Genomic DNA, 17400 nt, shown 5'->3' on the forward strand with positions numbered 1-17400 from the left:
CAGGTGTCGGGGACGGTCCGCGGCCAGCTTACGGGGCGCCCACCAGTGCCGTGGTCTGGCGGTTCTCGCAGGCCACAGGCCCGCTACCGGGTGCACACTGCACCGACTCCTACACTTTTCACTTATGGTGACGAACGCGACGGGGCGCCGATGAGTCTTCCGGGAATCGGATCGGTGTCGTTGTCGGGCTTCGCCCACCCCTGGTTGCTCCTGACCGCACTGCTGCCCATCGCGTTGGTGGCGGTCTATCTGGCGGCACAGCGCAACCGTGCCAGCCGACTCCGCAGTTATGCCGGAGACCAGCCGCGCACCGATGTGGTGCCGCTGCAGCCGACGCGCTGGCGGCACGTGCCGATGGTGTTCTCGGTGGCTGCGCTGCTGTCCCTGACCGTCGCGCTGGCGGCCCCCACCCACGAGATCAAGACTCCGCGCAACCGCGCGGTGATCATGCTGGTGATGGATGTCTCACGATCCATGACCGCGGACGACGTCTCGCCGACGCGGTTGGCCGCGGCCAAGGATGCCGCCAAGCAGTTCGCGAAGAAACTGACCCCCGGCGTGAACCTCGGGCTGGTCACCTTTTCCGGCAACACCAACCTGCTGGTGTCGCCGACACCGGACCACCAGGCGACCATCACTGCCCTCGATCACCTGTCCGTCGACGACGGCACCGCGACCGGCGACGGCATCTTCGCGGCCCTGCGTGCGATCTCGACGCTGGCCGACGTGCTCGGTGGCAGCGGTAACACCGACAAACCGCCGAAACGCATCGTGTTGCTGTCCGACGGCGCGGAGAACCGGCCGGGCAACCCGGACAGCCCGCACGGCGCGTACACCGCGGCGCGGACCTCGAAGGAGTCGGACACCCCGATCTCGACGATCGCGTTCGGGACCAAGGGCGGCAAGATCAAGGTCGACGACCAGAGCGTCAACGTTCCGGTCAACGACACCACGATGAAACGGGTCGCCGAGCTGTCCGGCGGGCAGATGTACACGGCGGCGAAGATCGAGGACCTGAACAAGAGCTACGACGCCATCCAGCAGCAGATCGGCTACGAGATCATCCGCGGGCCCGGTGGGACCGCGTGGTTGCGGCTCGGTGTCTTCGCCCTGACCTGCGCGGTGATCTCCGCGCTGTTCATCAATCGGCGGTTGCCGACTTAGGGTTGAATATGACTTGTGGACAACGAAATTCGAGTCGTCAGCGCAAGTCGTGACATCGCCGCCCCAGCGGCGCGGATCTTCGAACTGATCGCCGATCCCGCCCAGCAGCCGCGCTGGGACGGCAACGACAACCTGGCGGAGGCGCCCGCCGGCCAACGCGTCCACGCGGTGGGCGACGTGTTCGTCATGGGGCTGACCCTCGGCGCCAACCGGGAGAACCACGTCGTGGAATTCGTCGAAGGGCGGCGCATCGCGTGGAAGCCGTCCGAACCCGGACTCCCGCAGCCGGGGCACCTTTGGCGCTGGGAGCTCGAGCCCATCGACGACGGGCACACCCGCGTCACCCATACCTACGACTGGACCGCATTGACCGACGAGAAGCGGCTGAACCGGGCCAGGCGGACGTCGGCCGACTGGCTGCAGGCGTCGCTGGCCCGGCTCGCCGGGATCGTCGAAGAGCAGTGACTACTGCTTGGGAGTGATGGTGCCCTTGAAGGTGCCGTCGCCCTGGTTCAGCCAGGTGATGGTGCCCTTCTGGAACTCGCTGATCCAGCCGCCCTTGGGCGCGTCAGGGCCGCCCGCGGTCTGGGCTTCGTCGGTGGTGGGGAAGCCCAATTCGCCGCCGGCGCCGCCCTTTTCGGTGTACTCCCGCAGGATCTCGCCCTGCACCAGGTGTGGGCCGGTCGCGGGGGAGTCGAAGATGGTGCCCTTGGCGAACGCCTGCACCGTTCCGTCGCCCACCTTCTGTGGCTGAGCGGTCGGTAGGCCGAGGGCGGTTTCGCCGCCGGCCTTGGCGTACGCATCGGCGATCGGGCCGTCCAGTTTCACGTCTCCGACGCCCGGCACGTTGACCGTCGTGGGCGAGCCGGCGATCGCCGACGAGACGGCACTCGATGCGGAGCTGGCGGCAGACGATGCCGCGCTGGCTCCCGAACTCGCGATAGACGATGCGGCGCTGGCGCCAGAGCTGGCGGCCGACGAGGCGGTGGATCCGATTTCTTTGGCCTGTGAGCAGGCGACGACAGCAGCACCGGTTACGGCTGCAATGCCGATGGCGGCAGCGGTACGACGAAAGAGCAACTCGTTGATCACGTGAAATTTCCCCTTGTATTCGATACCAAAACGACTTCACCGGAGCGAAGTCCCGAACGGTTCTGACCGTATGGGCTACTGGTACGTCGCGTACTAGTTCTGCTGAACGTTTTTCGAACCTCGTCATCTCCCGTCGCACCAGCCTCAGTAGTCGCGCCGGCGGGTGCCGCCGATGCCCAGCGGGTATTTGCCAGCGAAGCGTCGTGTCCCATCGCTGGGCTAGATATCCCAGTTGTGGAACTCACCTATCGGTATGCTGTAAGAAGCGAATCGGGATTACGATCGCGATGCCCGTTTCTTCGTAGCTACGGCTGTCGGGGCGAACGGAATGGACAAAAGGAGAACCGGTATGACCACCGTTCGTAACTCGACCCGCAAGAAGATGGTGGCCGGTATCGCCGTGACCGCCGGACTCGCGATGGGCCTGCTCGCTTCCTGTGGCGAGAAGGCGAAGGAAGAGCCGACCACCACGACCACGACCACCACCACGACGACGTCGGCACCGGCCTCGTCGTCGCCGGTGACCCCGAGCGAGAAGGGCGGGCCCACCAAGGGTGGCAACTCGTTCTCCCCGACCGTGAAGGCTCCGGGACCGCAGACCGCGTTGCCGGGCAACGTCGTCACCGCTCCGCACTAGAACGGGAGCCCCATCCCAGTAGGTCGCCGATGCGCCGTACGGCGCATCGGCGCAGTACTGGTAGCAGCCGGGCTGACGGTGCTGGCGTCCGCCGGCTCACCTGCTGAGCACGGTGGACAGCTGGCCCTGTCGGGCCCACTGGCGCATCTGCTGACGGCCTCGGTCGATCTGGGGCCGTCGGCGGCGGCGCACGTCGAACTCACCGCTGCGCTGACGCACGCCACCCGGCCCGACGGGCTGATCGAATGGGCAAGGGACGCAGGGCTTTCGGTGCAGTGGCGCCCGGGCGACAACTGGGCCACCGTCGAAGGCTCGGCGCGCGCCATGGCCGGAGCGCTGGGCGTCGACGTGCGCGACTACCGCGGGCGCCGCGGGCAGACCTTCTATGCGGCAACCAGCCAACCGGAGTTGCCGTCGTCGCTGGCCGCCGAGCTCACCGGATTCGGCAGGCTTCTCGGCTTCACGCCGTTCCGGGAGTCGCGGCCGCTGATCGTGTCCCGCGACGTTCCCGCCGGCGGACTGACCGCGCAGGATCTGCGCCGCGCCTACAACGTCATGCCGCTGACCGACCAGGGATACACCGGCAAGGGCCGCACCATCGTCATCTTCGGTTTCGACGGCTTCGATCAATCTGATCTCGACAAGTTCGCCGAGCTGAATCAGTTGCCGCGCTTCACACCCGTCGTGGTGGGGGACATGCCATCCGAACGCACCGGCGAGACGACGATGGATCTGCAGATGGCCCACGCCATCGCCCCCGATGCCCAGACCGTCTACGTCAATGCCCGGCCGACCGTGTCCGGTGACGGCGCCTACCGCAAGATCGGCGAGATGATGGCCGACGCCGACCGGCGATTCCCCGGCGCCGAGTGGAGCCTGTCGATCGGCTGGGGCTGCGACAAGATGCTGACCGCAGCCGATCTGGCGCCGGTGCGCTCGGCGCTGTCGCGGGCACACCGCAGCGGCACGACCGCCTTCGACGCGAGCGGCGACCTGGCCGGGCTGGAATGTAAAGGCGGGCAGGATTGGTCGGCACCACCGAGCATCGACGACATCGGATTGGATTCGGTGGCCTCGGTGCCCGAGATGACGGCCGTCGGCGGCACCACACTGTCCACTGACGAACACGGCCAGTGGCTCGGTGAGCTGGCCTGGTTCGACGTGCCGCTGACTCATGGGAGTGGCGGCGGGACGTCCGCCCTGTTCGACCGTCCGGCGTGGCAGCGGGGTGTCCCGTCGGAACGCGGACGCAACAAGCGGCTCGTCCCCGACGTCTCCGCGGTCGCGGACTTCTTCACCGGCGCCCGCATGGTGTTCGGCGGCGAAACCGTGCTCGCCGGCGGCACCTCGATGTCGGCGCCGGTCTGGGCCGGGATGGCCGCTGTGATCGACCAGTACCTGCTCGACCATGGCGGACGACTGCTCGGCGATCTGAATCAGCTGCTGTACCGGGTGCAGCGGGCCGGTCGGCTGTCGGCGCTGCACGACGTCACTGTCGGCGGCAACGCGGTGGCGATGGCGGGCCCAGGCTTCGACTCCGTCACCGGTCTGGGCACACCTGATGTCGACAGGCTGGCGCGCAGCCTGCTGGTGGCTCAGGGCACGTCCGGATGAGCCGCATCGGGTTGGTGAGTTCGCTCTTTCCGCAGCTTCCGGCGCGCACCCACCGGTCGTTCCAGATCGGGCTGGCCGTCTTCTTCGCCGCGCTGGTCGGCGCGTCGGCGCTGCGGCTGCTCGGACTGTTCACCTCCACTGTGGCCGTGGGGATTCCGCTGCTGTTCGCGCTCTACGTCCGGCAGCTCGATTACCACGGACCGGCGCGGGCCCGGGTGTTCGTCAGCGCGGGTCTGGGTATCGGATTCGGCGTGGCATTCGCCTTCGGGTCCGGCGCGGTGGTCGCGCGCGCATACGGCGTCCCGCTCGAGAGCGGCGTTGCCGCAGTGCATCTGCGCACAGTGGAGGCCGGGCTTTCGGCGGTGGAGGCCCTGGTGGTGATCGCGCCCACCCTGCTCATCCGGCTGCTGCACCCAGGCGATCGAAAGTCGTTGTACGGCTATGTGATCGGCGCGACCGGCGCACTGGGCGTGACGGCCGCGACAACCATGGTCCGGATGTTCGCCCAGCTGGATTCCGGGCTGGTCGACCATGACCAGCCGTTGGCGGACTTCTTCATCGAGGCCGCGATTCGTGGCATCACCATCCCCATCACGGCAGCCGCCGCAGCCGGAATGCTCGGCGCCGCACTGTGGTTCCGGCCCCGTGGCCGGCGGGTCTGGTTGCGCGTGCTGCTGATCGCGATCGTTCCGGTGCTGGCACACGTGTGGCTCGGTGACGAGGACTCAGCAGGTATCTCGCAGTGGGCGAAGATGGCCTGGCACGTGGGGTTCACCCTGCTGGGGTTGCTGCTGCTGCGGCTGGTCCTGCAGTTGACGTCGCGGCACGAAGGCGGCGACGAAGCAGCGCCGACAACAAGCACACTGACCACGCGACGGCTGGTGGCTACCTGGACCACAGTGATCATCGTCGTGGCCCTCGGGTTGGTCGGGACAGCCGCTGCCACAACGAAACCGGTCGCTCGTTACCAGTGTCCGCCGAACTGTGGTCACCCGCTGATGGGTAAGCCCGTGGTGACCAACCCCAGATTCACCGCACCTGACGGCGCCTTCAGCGTCTCCTATCCGGCGCCGGGTACGGCGTACTCGGTGACCATGAACGACAGCGGTGTGACGGCTCAGTACACCGGGGGCAGTGGCGGGGTGATGCGACTCTGGGGTGAACCGGCACGGGGACGCGACGCCAAGGACATCACGACGACACTGCTCACGGATGCCTTCCCGGATTCACGGGTGGCCTACGAGCTGCCCAACACCTTGGTGGGGTACCAGCCCGGATACGGCGTTGCCGCCGACGACTGGCCGGACGGCCAGAACGTGGTCGCCTCACGGACCCGCATCCTGGTCATGGTGGCCGTGAAAGACGATCTGGCGCTCGTCGCCGCCGCGGCGGGGCCGTTCCGGGAATTCGGCCCCGGGTCCGGCCCGCCGACGGGGGCCAGCCTGGAGCTGGCCGCGGATATGGGCAAGTATGTCAACAGCTTTCAGTGGCGGGACGAACCGCCGCGCTGACCAGATCCCGCACCGGGCGCTGGACCAGGTGATCGATCGGGATGAAACGGCTTGTGCGACGGCGGAAGTCGGCGCTGCTGCTTTGCCGGATATTGGTGTAGTTCAGCTGCGCGGCTGGTGTCGGTTCGACGGCGGCGAAGCCGAAGTCGCGGGCGTAGGTCACCGATGCGGCGATGTAGTTCGCTTGGGACTCCAGCATCTGCGCCATGGAGTTGTGTCGCACGCCGATGTTCGGGCCGTGCATCAAGTAGCAGTTCGGGAAACCATGGACGGACGTCCCCAGATAGGCGACGGGCTCACCGTTCCAACTTTCGGCCATCGAGACGCCCTCGGTGCCGAACAGCCGGTCGGTCAGCGGCAGTTGGCGGGTCTCGGAGCCGGTCTCCTGGTTGTCGTCGGGAAAGTATTTGTCCGACAGGCTGGAGATCGCACGGAAGCGACGGGGCACGATTCGTCGCGCGGTCCGGATCGCCGGCTCGGCCGGAGCGTCGGTAGCGACGACGACGTGGGCCGCGGTCCGCTCGCCGGTGGCGGTCGTGATGCGCCAGCGCTGCCGATTCACCTGCCAGCGCAATGCCGCCACGTCGTCGTCGGCGTGTTCGATCAGCGCGACGTCGTCGATGCCGGACTGGTGCAGCCGGACGGCCGTCGCGAGGGCGCCGAAACCGGTGCCGATGATCGCGACGTGGTTGTGGGGGATCGGCTGGATCATCGGTGGTCCTTCAATGCAATGGGGGAGGTCAGGTCGGACGGCTGAGTGGGCAGCCATTTGCGGTAGCGTGCCAGGGCTTTGTGCTGAACTTGCTGGTCGACGATGAGGGCACACAGCGGGTACGTGCGCCCCGTCGGCTCGGCACCGCGGGTGATCTGCCGCATCTGGTAGCGCACCAGCGCCATGCTCGCCGCCGAGGCCAGTGTCTTGTCGGACCACGTCACCGGCTTGAGGTGCGCGACAGCTTCCTCGCCGTGGCTCCAGCGGTTGGGCAGGTCCGGCGTGACGGCGATGGCGGTGCCCATGCCGACGATGTCGATGCCGTTGGCCAGCACCATGTTCGCGGTGTCCTGGCGGGTGATGCCGCCGGTGAGCATCAGCGGGATCGGGCTGGTCTTGGCGAGTTCTGCGGCCAGCTCGAGGAAGTACGCTTCGCGGGCCGCGGTACGACTGTCCGTCGGCCGTCCGGTCATGGCCGGGCTCTCGTAGCTGCCGCCGGACAGCTCGACCACGTCGACACCGAGCGGTTCGAGCATCGCGATGACGCGCACGGCGTCGTCGGCGTCGAAGCCGCCGCGCTGGAAGTCGGCGGAGTTCAGCTTGACGGCGACCACGAACTCCGGGCTCACCGCCAGCCGAATCTGCCGCACGATCTCCAGCAGCAGGCGGGCGCGGTTCTCCAGCGACCCGCCCCATTCGTCGGTACGGGTGTTGACCAACGGCGACAGGAATTGCGACAGCAGATAGCCGTGTGCGGCGTGCACCTCGACGCCGTCGAAGCCCGCTTCCTCTGCGCGGGCCGCGGTGGTGACGAAGCGCTGGATGGTGGCGCTGATCTGCTGCTGCGTCATCGCGCTCGGCCGGCCGAACCGCTTGCTGTGCTTGCCCACATCCACCGCGACGTCCGACGGTCCCCAGACCACGCCGGGCATGTTGGCGTTGACTTGACGACCCGGGTGGCTGATCTGCATCCACATCTTCGCCCCGCCCTTCTTGCCGGCTTCGGCCCAGTCCTTGAAGGGCGCCAGCGGCGAGTTCGCATCGAGGACGACGCCGCCCGGTCCGGTGAGCGCCTCGGCGTGGACCATGACGTTGCCGGTGATCAGGACGCCCGCGCCGCCGGCGCCCCAGCGGCGGTACAGCGCGATGAGCCGATCGTCGGGAGCCTGCCCGGCGCCGGCCAGACTTTCCTCCATCGCGGCTTTGGTGATGCGGTTTCGGAGCGTCTGACCTGATGCGAGGGTGAAGGGGGTGAACAGTGTGGGAGACATCGGCTGCCTTCGGGTCGGTATGATGTAAACGCTGCTCACATTTATATGGGGCAATGTAAACAGTGTCAACATTTGTGAGGCAGGACTCATGACGACGTCTGGTTCGATGTCGAAAGCGACGTACCACCACGGCGATCTGCGGACCGCGCTGGTGCACTCGGCGCTCGCGCTGCTCGAGGAGGAGGGCGCCGCGGCGCTGTCTATGCGCGCCGTCGCCCGCCACGCCGGGGTCACCGCCGCCGCCCCCTACCGGCACTACCAGGACCGGGACGCGCTGATGTCAGCCGTGGCGGCCGTCGGCTATCGCGAGCTGGCGCAGGATCTGGTCGCGGTGAGCCCGTCCCCGTCGACGACGGACGAGATCGCCGACGTCGCCATCGCCTACGTCCAGTTCGCGCTCCGGCGGCCCGCCCTGTTCCGCGCCATGTTCACCGAGCAATGCGACGCAGGCAGTCCCGAGCGCGTCGAGGCGGTTGCGGCGATTTCCGCCTACCTTCGGGCCAACATCGCCCGCGCGTTTCCGGCCGCGGATGCCGACGCATTGAGCGACGCTGTCTGGGCGCTGGTGCACGGCCTGGCGTTCCTGTTCCTGGACGGCAAGTTCGACAGCGCGGATACCGCTGAGCTGGAACGCCGCGTCCGCGCCGCGATCCAGGCGGTCCTGAGCCTCCCGGGTTCCTAGCGCCGAAACGGCATTCCGGCAGGAAAAGTACGAGTACGGACCTGCTGGAATGCCGTTTCGGCAGAAACCTACCGGCTCTCGGCGAACTCCCGAAGTGATTGCACCTGAGCGGGATCCAGTGACGGCCGCACGGTTTCCCGGGCCTTCGCGACGTCGTCCGCGGTGACGGCGGCCGCGTCGATGGACCGGCGCATCGCGGTCAGGGCGGCCTCGCGCAGCAGGGCAACGCAATCAGCGGCGCTGTAGCCGTCGAGATCGCCGGCCAATTCGCCGAGGTCGACGTCGGGCGCCAGTGGAATGGATTTGCCTGCGGTACGCAGGATTTCGCGACGGGCGTCGGCATCGGGCGGTTCGACGAACACCAGCTTCTCCAGCCGGCCCGGGCGCAGCAGCGCGGGGTCGATGAGGTCCGGCCGGTTGGTGGCGCCCACCACCACGACGTTGCGCAGCGGATTGATGCCGTCGAGTTCGGTGAGGAGTGCGGCCACCACGCGATCGGTGACGCCCGAATCGAAGCTCTGCCCGCGCCGCGGTGCCAGCGCGTCCATCTCGTCGAGGAACACCAGCGACGGCGCGGAATCGCGTGCGCGCTGGAACAATTCGCGCACGGCGCGCTCGGAGGAGCCCACCCACTTGTCCATCAGCTCGGCGCCCTTGACGGAGTGCACCGACAACCGGCCGGAGCTGGCCAGGGCACGCACCAGGAATGTCTTGCCGCAGCCGGGCGGACCGTAGAGCAGCACACCGCGCGGCGGTTCCACGCCGAGGCGCTCGAAGGTGTCCGGGTGCTGCAGCGGCCACAACACCGCTTCGGTCAGCGCCTGCTTGGTGGCCACCATGTCGCCGACGTCGTCGAGGGTCACCGACCCGACGGCGACCTCCTCGGTCGCCGACCGCGACAGCGGCCGGATCACCGACAGTGCGCCGGCCAGATCATCCTGGGTCAGCGCCGGTTCGGCACCGTCGGAGCTGGCGCGGGCAGCGGCTCTCAGTGCGGCTTCACGCACCAGCGCGGCGAGGTCGGCGACGACGAATCCCGGTGTGCGCTCGGCGATCTCGTCGAGGTTCAGCTCCTTGGCGGGCACCGACCGCAGCAGCACGTCCAGTAGGGCCTTGCGGGTGGCGCCGTCGGGCAGGGTCAGTCCGAGTTCGCGGTCGCACAGGTCGGGGGCACGCAGCCGGGCGTCCACGCCGTCGGGCACGGCGGACGTCGCGATGAATGCCACGCCCCGGCTGGCGACGGCCTTGCGCAGCTCGGTCAGGATCAGCGTGGCCACCGGCTCGGCGACCGCGGGCAGCAGTGCGTCGACGTCAGTGATCAACAGGACGCCGCCGCCATCGCGGACAGAACTCACCGCAGCGGCGACCGCGGCCAATCGGTCCTCGGCCCGCAAGGCCCCGACCTCCGGACCGTCGAGTTCGACCAGGCGGCGCGTGCGGCAGACCGCGCGCACCAGCGTGGCTTTGCCGACGCCCGCGGGACCGGACACCACCACGCCGAGATTGGCTGTGGCGCCCAATGTTTCGAGCAACTCGGGCTCGTCCAGAGCGAGCTTGAGCCACTCCGTCAGCCGGGTCACCTGGGCGCTCATGCCCTTCAGGTCGTCGATCGAAAAGGCTTGGACGGCAGCGGTTTCCGACGGGATTGCCACCGGCTGAGACACAGCCGGAGTGATGCCGTCGCCCCAAAAAACCACCGAATTCGGTTGCACGCTGACCGGTCCAGCGGGGTCCACGCCCGTCACCGTGAGCAACTCCGAGGTCCAGGTGATGCCGACCTGGGTGGCCAGCGCGGCGGTGGCCGCGGACGTCGAGGTGCCAGGACCCAGATCCCGTGGCAGCAGCGAGACCGTGTCGCCGACCGTCATCACCTTGCCCAACAACGCCATTCGCAACGTCGCGGGTGGTATCGAGGAGCAGGCCAGGCGGGAGCCACTCACCGTCACCGACCGGGCGCCGTACACCGTCGCCGGGGACACCAGCACCGGGGCGTCGGCCCGCACGCCGGCATTGGACAGTGTCACGTCGTCCAGCAGCGCGGTGCCAGGGGGAGTCCCGGTGGCGGCCACGCCGACCACCGCGCAGGTGGTGCGGGTACCGGTCAGCGACACCGCGTCCCACTCGCGGATGCCCAGGGCGGCAATCGCTTCGGGGTGCAGCATCACCACGCCGCGACGGGCGTCGAGTGCTGAGGTATTGAGTCGGGCGGTGAGCTGAAGCTGCGCGCCGGTCGGGTCGGAAGCAGGCTGCAGGGCCTGTGTCATCGCCGCGGACCCGGCCTACGCAACCGGAGCCGGGCCGTGGAGCGGCGGTGCTGGCGGTCGGTCCGCCGCGGCTGCGCACGGCGGATGGCCCGGCGCGCCTGCCGCTGCTCCTTGGGTTTGTCGTCCCACACTTCGGGGTGCTCGCGCAGCCACGCCTTGGTGCGGATGGCGAACGGGATGTGCAGCACGTAAGCCACGATGATCACCAGGATGACGATGTAGCCGTACATCACCGAGGCGGCGACCAGGATCGCGAGCAAGGCCAACAGCGGCAGCACCATGTTCGGCGGGATGGCGAAGGTGTGCACCTTGCGCATCGGGACGGTGCTGACCACCAGCAGCGAGACGCCGATCAGCCAGACGCAGATGAACACCTGACCCCAGTGCGAATCCCACCACGGGCCGGGGAACTGCATCTTGGCCGCCAGCGGACCGATGGCGCCGATCGCGCCGGCGGGGGCCGGCATGCCGGTGAAGAATTCCTTCTCGAACGCCGGGCCCTCCACGTCGAGCATCGCGTTGAACCGCGCCAGCCGCAGCACGATGCACACCGCGTACAGCAGCACCACGATCCACGCCAGCGGCGAGGTGTTGTGCTCCAGCAGGGTGGCGTACACGATGAACGCCGGTGCCACACCGAAGTTCACCGCGTCGGCCAGCGAGTCGATCTCGGCGCCCATCTTGGATGTGGCGTTGAGCATGCGGGCCGCGCGCCCGTCGAGCGCGTCGAGGATCGCGGCACCGGCCAGCAGCGCCATGGCCTCGGTGGGGCGGTGATCGAGGGCGTACTTGACCGCCGTCAGACCCAGGCAGATGGCAGCGACCGTCAGGGCGCTGGGGACCAGCTTCCGCAGGCTTACCTGCGGAGTCTTGATCCGCGGTTTCATGCCGGCGACCCGCCGGGCAGTTCCGCCAGCACGGTCTCGCCGCCGACGGCGCGCTGGCCGATCTCGACGCCGATCACCGAACCCTTGGGCAGGTAGGTGTCCAGGCGCGAGCCGAAACGGATCAGGCCGTACGTCTCACCCAGCGCCAGGTGCGCACCCGGGTGGGTGTTGCACACGATGCGGCGGGCCAGCAGCCCGGCGAGCTGGACGGCGACGACGTCGTGGCCGTCGGCGGTGCGCAGCCAGATGCTGTTGCGCTCGTTGTTCTCGCTGGCCTCGGCCTTGTCGGCGGACAGGAACTGGCCCGGCTTGTACTTGACGGTGATCACCTCGCCGGCCACCGGCGCGCGCTGCACGTGCGCGTCGAACAGTGACAGGAAGATGCTGATCCGCGGCAGCGGCTCGTCCGACAGGTTCAGCTCGGCGGGCGGTACGGCCTCGTCGATCAGGGTCACCTGGCCGTCCGCCGGAGCGACGACGACGCCGGGCCGGCTCGGTGGCGTCCGCGACGGATGCCGGAAGAATCCGGCGCACGCAGCGGCCGCGGTCAGGCCGGCCGCCCGGATCCACGGCTTGCGGGCGCCGATCGCGGCGACGCCGAGGGCGCCGCCGACGAACGGCAGCCCGGCCGGGTGGATCGGGGGGACGGTGGAACGGACCAGATCGACCAAACGGGACAGGTCGGACTCCGGGGTATCAGCTGGGGGGCGCAAAGGTCTGGCCATCGGGACTCGATTCTACGGTTTGGGGGGCTCTAACTGAGATCCCAGATGGGCACGGGAGATCCGGCTGCCAAATCGACGACGTCCTCGCCGATGTCCAGCAGGCAGTTTGCCGTCGCCAGCCACCGGAGATGGTGCGACGCCGGCGGGCCGTAGCTGCTCACTTCGTCATCGGAGCCCACGACGCCGCGGCGGAACTGCCGTTTCCCGGCGGGGGACGTCAGCTTCTCGGTGAGGGTCGCCGAGCGGCGCGGCCTTTCGGACGTCAGCCCCATCGCCGCGCGCAGGGGCGGCCGGATGAACACCTCGAACGACACCAGCGCCGAAACCGGGTTGCCCGGCAGCGTAACTATGGGCGTGCCGTTCGGGGTGTCCGTCAAACGGCCTGCACCCTGCGGCATCCCGGGCTGCATGGCGACCTTCACGAACTCGACATCTCCGGTAAGGGCGTCTTTCACCACCTCGTAGGCGCCGGCGCTGACGCCGCCCGTCGTGATGATCAGGTCGACGTCCTTGGCGTGACCGGCCAGGGTTTCCCGGAACAGCGCGACGTCATCGGACGTGGCGGGTGCGGTGGTGACGTCGGCCCCGGCTTCGCGCAGCGCCGCGGCCAGCATGACGGCATTGGACTCGTAGATCTGGCCGGGCTGCAGCGGGGTGCCCGGCGTGACCAGTTCGGTTCCGGTGGACAGCACCAGAACCCGTTGCCGCGGAATCACTTTCAGTTCGGCGAAGCCGAGGGCCGCCGCCAGGCCCAGTGCCGCGGGAGACAGCACCTCACCGGCCGGCAGCACCGTCATCCCGGCGGTGACGTCCTCGCCGGCGCGCCGGATGTGCCGGCCCTCCGAACTGGAGGAGAAGATCGCGACGATGTCCGTCGCGGCGTCGGTGGATTCGACGGGCACCACCGCGGTGGCGCCGGCCGGCAGCATCGCGCCGGTCATGATCCGGTGCGCGGTACCGGGCGTCAAGGTCAGCAGGTCGGTGCGACCGGCCGGAATATCTTCGGCGACAGGCAGTTTCACCGGGTTCTCGGCAGAGGCCGCGGCGACGTCGGCGGCCAGCACGGCATAGCCGTCCATCGCCGAGTTGTCGAAACCGGGTAGGGACAGCGGCGCCACCACATCGTCGGCAAGGGCCAGCCCCAGGGCGTCGGCCAACGGCACCGTGACGGCCGGCCGCGCGCTGATCAACCCGGCGACGACCTGCTGATGTTCCTCGACAGTTCGCATCGGGCTAGATCGCGAAGGTGACGCCGGTGAGTTCCTCGGACACCGTCCACAACCGGCGCTGGATGCCGGCATCGTGCGACTGCGCACTCGACTGGACCAGCACCGGGTGGCCGACCAGCTGCCGGATCCCGGACGGGCCGTAGTACTCGCCACCGCGGGCGTTCGGGTCGACTGCGGCCCGCAAAGTGGCCAGGGCGCCGACCTCGGGGCTGTTGGCGACCAGCCCGCTGATCTGGTTGAAGCCGGGCAGGCTGGAGCCGGGGATGTGGCGCATCAACTCGGTGTTGGAAATGCCGGGATGGGCCGCGACCGAGATGGTTTCGGCGTTGGTGGCCACCAGCCGGCGTTGCAGCTCGTAGGCGAACATCAGGTTGGCCAGTTTCGACTGACCGTAGGCGGCGACGCGGTTGTAGCGGCGCTTCTCCCACTGCAGGTCGGTGAAGTCGATCTTCCCGAGGATGCGGTGCGCGATGCTGCCGAGCGTCACCACCCGCGAGCCCGCGACGGGCAACAGGTTCTCGATCAGCAGGCCGGTGAGCGCGAAGGCGCCCAGGTGATTGGTGCCGAACTGCAATTCGAAGCCGTCGGCGGTGGTCTGCTTGGGCGGGTACATCACGCCGGCGTTGTTGATCAGCAGGTCGATCCGCGGGTACGCGGCCCGCAGGTCGTCGGCTGCGGCGCGGACCGAGGTCAGCGAACCCAGGTCGAGCTTCTGCACGGTGACGTCGGCGTTCGGGGTGCTCGCCCGGAGCCGGGCGGCCGCTGCGTCGCCCTTGGCGGTGTCGCGCACCGCCATCACCACGCGCGCGCCCTGGCCGGCCAATACGCGCGCCGTCTCATAGCCCAACCCGGTGTTGGAACCGGTGACGATCGCCACCCGCCCCGTCTGGTCCGGCACGTCATTGGCGGTCCACTTGGTGGTCATGGCCGAAGACACTACCGAGCGGACCGCCTGAGTTGCGCGGGAGCGGCGGGCGTTTACTGTCGGCAGCATGGCAATCGGCGGGGTCCTCTTCGACATCGATGGTGTCCTGGTGACCTCGTGGCGTCCGATCGACGGTGCGGCCGAAACTCTGCGGGCGCTCCAGGAGCGTCAGATCGCCCGCTCGTTCCTGACCAATACCACTACCCGGACCCGTCAGCAGATCGCCGAATTGCTTTGTGCCGCAGGCATTGACGTCGCATCCGACGAGGTCGTCACCGCTGCTGTACTGACCGCTGACTACGTGCGCGACCGCTACCCGGGTGCCCGATGTTTCCTGGTGAACAACGGCCAGATCGGTGCGGACATGCCCGGCGTCGATCTGGTGTACGCCGCCGACTTCGCTGGACCGCAGCAGCCCGACACGCCCGACGTGGTGCTCCTCGGCGGCGCGGGACCCGACTACACGCATCTGACCCTGAGTTGGGTCTACGACTGGATGGCCCGCGGCGTCCCCGTGGTGGCGATGCATCGCAGCAACGCGTGGAACACCGCCGACGGCCTGCGGGTGGACACCGGGCTCTATCTGGCCGGCCTGGAACAGACCACCGGCTATCAGGGCACCGCCGTCGGCAAGCCCGCACCCGCCGGGTTCCTGGCCGCGGCCGCGCGGCTCGGCGTCGAGCCTGAAGAGATGTACATGGTCGGCGACGACCTCAACAATGACGTGCTCGCGGCGCAGGTCGTCGGGATGACCGGCGTGCTGGTGCGCACCGGCAAGTTCCGGCAGGACACGCTGGACCGTTGGGCCGCAGACGAATTCGCGATGCAGCCGAACTACGTGGTCGAGTCGGTCGCTGATCTGCCGGAGTTGCTCGGGATTTAACTATCCGCGTCGAGAGTGAGGGATTCCGCGGAAAATCGGCGAAATTCCCTCGTCAACCCACACGGTCGACGGCGGCGCTAGGCCGTCAGCTCGCGCTGCATGTTCCGGAGCGCGGAGATGCGGTCCTGCAGCTGCTCGCGGGTCGCGGCAGCCACCGGCGGGCCGGGGTGCCGGCGTCGCAGCTCGTTGTGAATCCAGCCGTGGGGCTTGCCGGTGCGGTGGTGGAACGCCGCCACCAGCAGGTTCAGCTCCTTGCGCAACTCGCGGAGCTGGCCGTGCGTGGTCATCGGTGGCGGCGGCGCGCCGGTGGCCGCGGCCTTGGCGCTGCGCTTCTGCAGCTGCTCGTCCTGGCGCTTGCTGAGCAGATCGCGCATCTGGGTGGGGTCCAGCAGACCGGGGATACCGAGGTAGTCGGCCTCCTCGTCGCTGCCGGCCTCCGTCGCGGTGCCGAACGACGAACCGTCGAAGATCACCTGATCCAGCTCGGCGTCCGAGCCGAGCATCTCGAAGCCGTTCTCCAGCTCCGACTTCTCGTCTTCCTTCTTCTGCGCCTGCTCGAGCAGCTCGTCGTCGAGCCCGTCGGACACGCGGTGGGGCTTGCCCAGCACGTGGTTGCGCTCGCGCTCCAGCTCGCTGGCGAGCTCGAGCAGGTTGGGCACCGACGGCAGGAAGATGCTGGCCGTCTCACCCTTCTTCCGCAGGCGCACGAACCGGCCGATGGCCTGCGCGAAGAACAGGGGAGTCGACGCGCTCGTGGCGTACACCCCGACCGCCAGCCGCGGTACGTCGACGCCTTCGGACACCATGCGCACCGCGACCAGCCAGCGGCTGCTGCTCTCCGAGAACTGCGAGATGCGGGCCGACGCCGTCGGGTCGTCCGACAGGACGATGGTCGCCTCCTCGCCGGTGATGGAGTGCAGCAGCTTGGCGTAGGCGCGGGCGGTGGTCTGATCGGTGGCGATGATCATGCCGCCGGCGTCGGGGATGTGCCGGCGGAGCTGGCCCAGGCGCTTGTTGGCGGCCGCGATCACCGCGGGCATCCATTCGCCCTCGGGGTTCAGCGCGGTGCGCCAGGCGCGGGCGGTCTGTTCGGCGTTGAGCGGTTCACCGAGGCGGGCCGAGTGCTCCTCGCCGGCGCTGTCGCGCCAGCGGGCCTCACCCGAGTACGCCATGAACACCACCGGCCGCACCACGCCGTCGGCGAGAGCGTCGGAGTAGCCGTAGGTGTGGTCGGCCACCGACTGCTGATGGCCGCTGCCGTCGGGTTCATAGTTGACGAACGGGATGGGGCTGTCGTCCGACCGGAACGGGGTCCCGGTCAGGCAGAGACGTCGCGTCGCGTCGTCGTAGGCCTCGCGGATGGCCTCGCCCCAGCTCTTCGCATCGCCGCCATGATGGACCTCGTCGAAGATCACCAGCGTCTTGTGATTCTCGGTGCGCACCCGGTGCTTGGTCGGGTGGCTGGCCACCTGGGCGTAGGTGACGACGATGCCGTGGTAGTCGGAGGACGTGTGGCCGACGGAGTTGCTGAACTTGGGGTCAAGGGACATGCCGACGCGAGCCGCGGCTTCGGCCCACTGGGTCTTGAGGTGCTCGGTCGGGACGACGACCACCACCTGGTCGACGGTGCGCTCGGTCAGCAACTCACCGGCGATCCGCAGGGCGAAGGTCGTCTTGCCTGCACCAGGGGTCGCGACAGCGAGAAAATCCCGCGGCTTGGCGGTCAGATACCGCACCAAAGCCCGACGTTGCCAGCCCCGTAAAGCCTGGGTGCTGGGCGCTGCATAAGCCCGCACCCGAAGAC

General features: G+C 68.6%; 16 protein-coding genes. 7 read left to right on the forward strand and 9 right to left on the reverse strand.

Annotated features, from left to right (window positions below):
• Positions 1–150 precede the first annotated feature (150 nt).
• Both ACNO8X_RS07480 and ACNO8X_RS07485 read left to right on the forward strand, forming a co-directional pair.
• Positions 151–1164 (forward strand): VWA domain-containing protein, encoded by a 1014-nt coding sequence (locus ACNO8X_RS07480; protein WP_043401193.1) that lies wholly within the window; start codon positions 151–153, stop codon positions 1162–1164.
• Between the two features lie 15 nt (positions 1165–1179).
• Positions 1180–1629 carry an SRPBCC family protein gene (locus ACNO8X_RS07485; RefSeq protein WP_418004786.1) on the forward strand — a complete coding sequence of 150 codons (450 nt, stop codon included), beginning with the start codon at positions 1180–1182 and terminating at the stop codon, positions 1627–1629.
• Here the strand turns inward: ACNO8X_RS07485 and ACNO8X_RS07490 are convergent, their stop codons facing one another.
• Entirely contained in the window at positions 1630–2253 is a 624-nt protein-coding gene (locus ACNO8X_RS07490) for an LGFP repeat-containing protein (RefSeq protein WP_418005811.1), read from the reverse strand. It abuts the gene before it with no gap.
• Between the two features lie 352 nt (positions 2254–2605).
• Between ACNO8X_RS07490 and ACNO8X_RS07495 the strand changes: the two genes are divergently transcribed.
• The 3 genes from ACNO8X_RS07495 (at position 2606) to ACNO8X_RS07505 (ending at position 6018) form a co-directional block, all read left to right on the forward strand.
• The gene (locus ACNO8X_RS07495; RefSeq protein WP_418004787.1) at positions 2606–2893 is read left to right on the forward strand and encodes a hypothetical protein; all 288 of its coding nucleotides are present in this window, start codon (positions 2606–2608) and stop codon (positions 2891–2893) included.
• Positions 2894–2971: 78 nt separating this feature from the next.
• Positions 2972–4507, forward strand: a complete 1536-nt coding sequence (locus ACNO8X_RS07500) for a S53 family peptidase (protein WP_418004788.1) — start codon at positions 2972–2974, stop codon at positions 4505–4507.
• Positions 4504–6018, forward strand: a complete 1515-nt coding sequence (locus ACNO8X_RS07505; RefSeq protein WP_418004789.1) for a zinc ribbon domain-containing protein — start codon at positions 4504–4506, stop codon at positions 6016–6018. Before ACNO8X_RS07500 ends, ACNO8X_RS07505 begins: the two co-directional genes overlap by 4 nt.
• On the opposite strand, the gene ACNO8X_RS07510 is transcribed toward ACNO8X_RS07505, so the two are convergent.
• Complete coding sequence (locus tag ACNO8X_RS07510) at positions 5981–6730, reverse strand: hypothetical protein (RefSeq protein WP_418004790.1); 750 nt, start codon at positions 6728–6730, stop codon at positions 5981–5983. The two genes, ACNO8X_RS07505 and ACNO8X_RS07510, sit on opposite strands and share 38 nt — an antisense overlap.
• On the reverse strand, positions 6727–8001 hold the full coding sequence (locus ACNO8X_RS07515) for an NADH:flavin oxidoreductase/NADH oxidase family protein (protein ID WP_418004791.1): 1275 nt from the start codon (positions 7999–8001) through the stop codon (positions 6727–6729). Before ACNO8X_RS07515 ends, ACNO8X_RS07510 begins: the two co-directional genes overlap by 4 nt.
• Positions 8002–8089: 88 nt before the next feature.
• Here ACNO8X_RS07515 and ACNO8X_RS07520 point away from each other — a divergent pair, with 88 nt between their 5' ends.
• On the forward strand, positions 8090–8683 hold the full coding sequence (locus ACNO8X_RS07520) for a TetR/AcrR family transcriptional regulator (protein ID WP_418004792.1): 594 nt from the start codon (positions 8090–8092) through the stop codon (positions 8681–8683).
• Between the two features lie 68 nt (positions 8684–8751).
• Here the strand turns inward: ACNO8X_RS07520 and ACNO8X_RS07525 are convergent, their stop codons facing one another.
• The 5 genes from ACNO8X_RS07525 to ACNO8X_RS07545 are packed head-to-tail and all read right to left on the reverse strand — an operon-like array spanning position 8752 to position 14713.
• Entirely contained in the window at positions 8752–10947 is a 2196-nt protein-coding gene (locus tag ACNO8X_RS07525; protein WP_418004793.1) for an AAA family ATPase, read from the reverse strand.
• Positions 10944–11834, reverse strand: coding sequence for a CDP-diacylglycerol--serine O-phosphatidyltransferase (pssA, locus tag ACNO8X_RS07530; protein WP_043401210.1), 891 nt, complete (start codon positions 11832–11834; stop codon positions 10944–10946). Before pssA ends, ACNO8X_RS07525 begins: the two co-directional genes overlap by 4 nt.
• Positions 11831–12559 carry a phosphatidylserine decarboxylase gene (locus tag ACNO8X_RS07535; protein WP_418004794.1) on the reverse strand — a complete coding sequence of 243 codons (729 nt, stop codon included), beginning with the start codon at positions 12557–12559 and terminating at the stop codon, positions 11831–11833. The genes pssA and ACNO8X_RS07535 overlap by 4 nt, the downstream gene beginning before the upstream one ends.
• Positions 12560–12588: 29 nt before the next feature.
• The gene (gene glp, locus ACNO8X_RS07540) at positions 12589–13788 is read right to left on the reverse strand and encodes a gephyrin-like molybdotransferase Glp (protein ID WP_418004795.1); all 1200 of its coding nucleotides are present in this window, start codon (positions 13786–13788) and stop codon (positions 12589–12591) included.
• A 4-nt stretch (positions 13789–13792) separates the two neighbouring features.
• On the reverse strand, positions 13793–14713 hold the full coding sequence (locus ACNO8X_RS07545) for an SDR family NAD(P)-dependent oxidoreductase (protein ID WP_418004796.1): 921 nt from the start codon (positions 14711–14713) through the stop codon (positions 13793–13795).
• Positions 14714–14780: 67 nt separating this feature from the next.
• Between ACNO8X_RS07545 and ACNO8X_RS07550 the strand changes: the two genes are divergently transcribed.
• Complete coding sequence (locus tag ACNO8X_RS07550) at positions 14781–15596, forward strand: HAD-IIA family hydrolase (RefSeq protein ID WP_418004797.1); 816 nt, start codon at positions 14781–14783, stop codon at positions 15594–15596.
• Between the two features lie 77 nt (positions 15597–15673).
• Here the strand turns inward: ACNO8X_RS07550 and ACNO8X_RS07555 are convergent, their stop codons facing one another.
• The gene (locus ACNO8X_RS07555; protein ID WP_418004798.1) at positions 15674–17392 is read right to left on the reverse strand and encodes a DEAD/DEAH box helicase; all 1719 of its coding nucleotides are present in this window, start codon (positions 17390–17392) and stop codon (positions 15674–15676) included.
• Positions 17393–17400 lie beyond the last annotated feature (8 nt).

It is taken from the genome of Mycobacterium sp. PDNC021, assembly GCF_048282635.1.
GTDB classification, from domain to species: domain Bacteria; phylum Actinomycetota; class Actinomycetes; order Mycobacteriales; family Mycobacteriaceae; genus Mycobacterium; species Mycobacterium llatzerense.

What these genes read in the sequence shown, in the direction of transcription:
- ACNO8X_RS07515 (WP_418004791.1), bottom strand. Translation starts at nt 8,001, where the DNA reads ATGTCTCCCACACTGTTCACCCCCTTCACCCTCGCATCAGGTCAGACG.
- ACNO8X_RS07525 (WP_418004793.1), bottom strand. Translation starts at nt 10,947, where the DNA reads ATGACACAGGCCCTGCAGCCTGCTTCCGACCCGACCGGCGCGCAGCTT.
- glp (WP_418004795.1), bottom strand. Translation starts at nt 13,788, where the DNA reads ATGCGAACTGTCGAGGAACATCAGCAGGTCGTCGCCGGGTTGATCAGC.
- ACNO8X_RS07495 (WP_418004787.1), top strand. Translation starts at nt 2,606, where the DNA reads ATGACCACCGTTCGTAACTCGACCCGCAAGAAGATGGTGGCCGGTATC.
- pssA (WP_043401210.1), bottom strand. Translation starts at nt 11,834, where the DNA reads ATGAAACCGCGGATCAAGACTCCGCAGGTAAGCCTGCGGAAGCTGGTC.
- ACNO8X_RS07535 (WP_418004794.1), bottom strand. Translation starts at nt 12,559, where the DNA reads ATGGCCAGACCTTTGCGCCCCCCAGCTGATACCCCGGAGTCCGACCTG.
- ACNO8X_RS07510 (WP_418004790.1), bottom strand. Translation starts at nt 6,730, where the DNA reads ATGATCCAGCCGATCCCCCACAACCACGTCGCGATCATCGGCACCGGT.
- ACNO8X_RS07550 (WP_418004797.1), top strand. Translation starts at nt 14,781, where the DNA reads ATGGCAATCGGCGGGGTCCTCTTCGACATCGATGGTGTCCTGGTGACC.
- ACNO8X_RS07480 (WP_043401193.1), top strand. Translation starts at nt 151, where the DNA reads ATGAGTCTTCCGGGAATCGGATCGGTGTCGTTGTCGGGCTTCGCCCAC.
- ACNO8X_RS07520 (WP_418004792.1), top strand. Translation starts at nt 8,090, where the DNA reads ATGACGACGTCTGGTTCGATGTCGAAAGCGACGTACCACCACGGCGAT.
- ACNO8X_RS07545 (WP_418004796.1), bottom strand. Translation starts at nt 14,713, where the DNA reads ATGACCACCAAGTGGACCGCCAATGACGTGCCGGACCAGACGGGGCGG.
- ACNO8X_RS07505 (WP_418004789.1), top strand. Translation starts at nt 4,504, where the DNA reads ATGAGCCGCATCGGGTTGGTGAGTTCGCTCTTTCCGCAGCTTCCGGCG.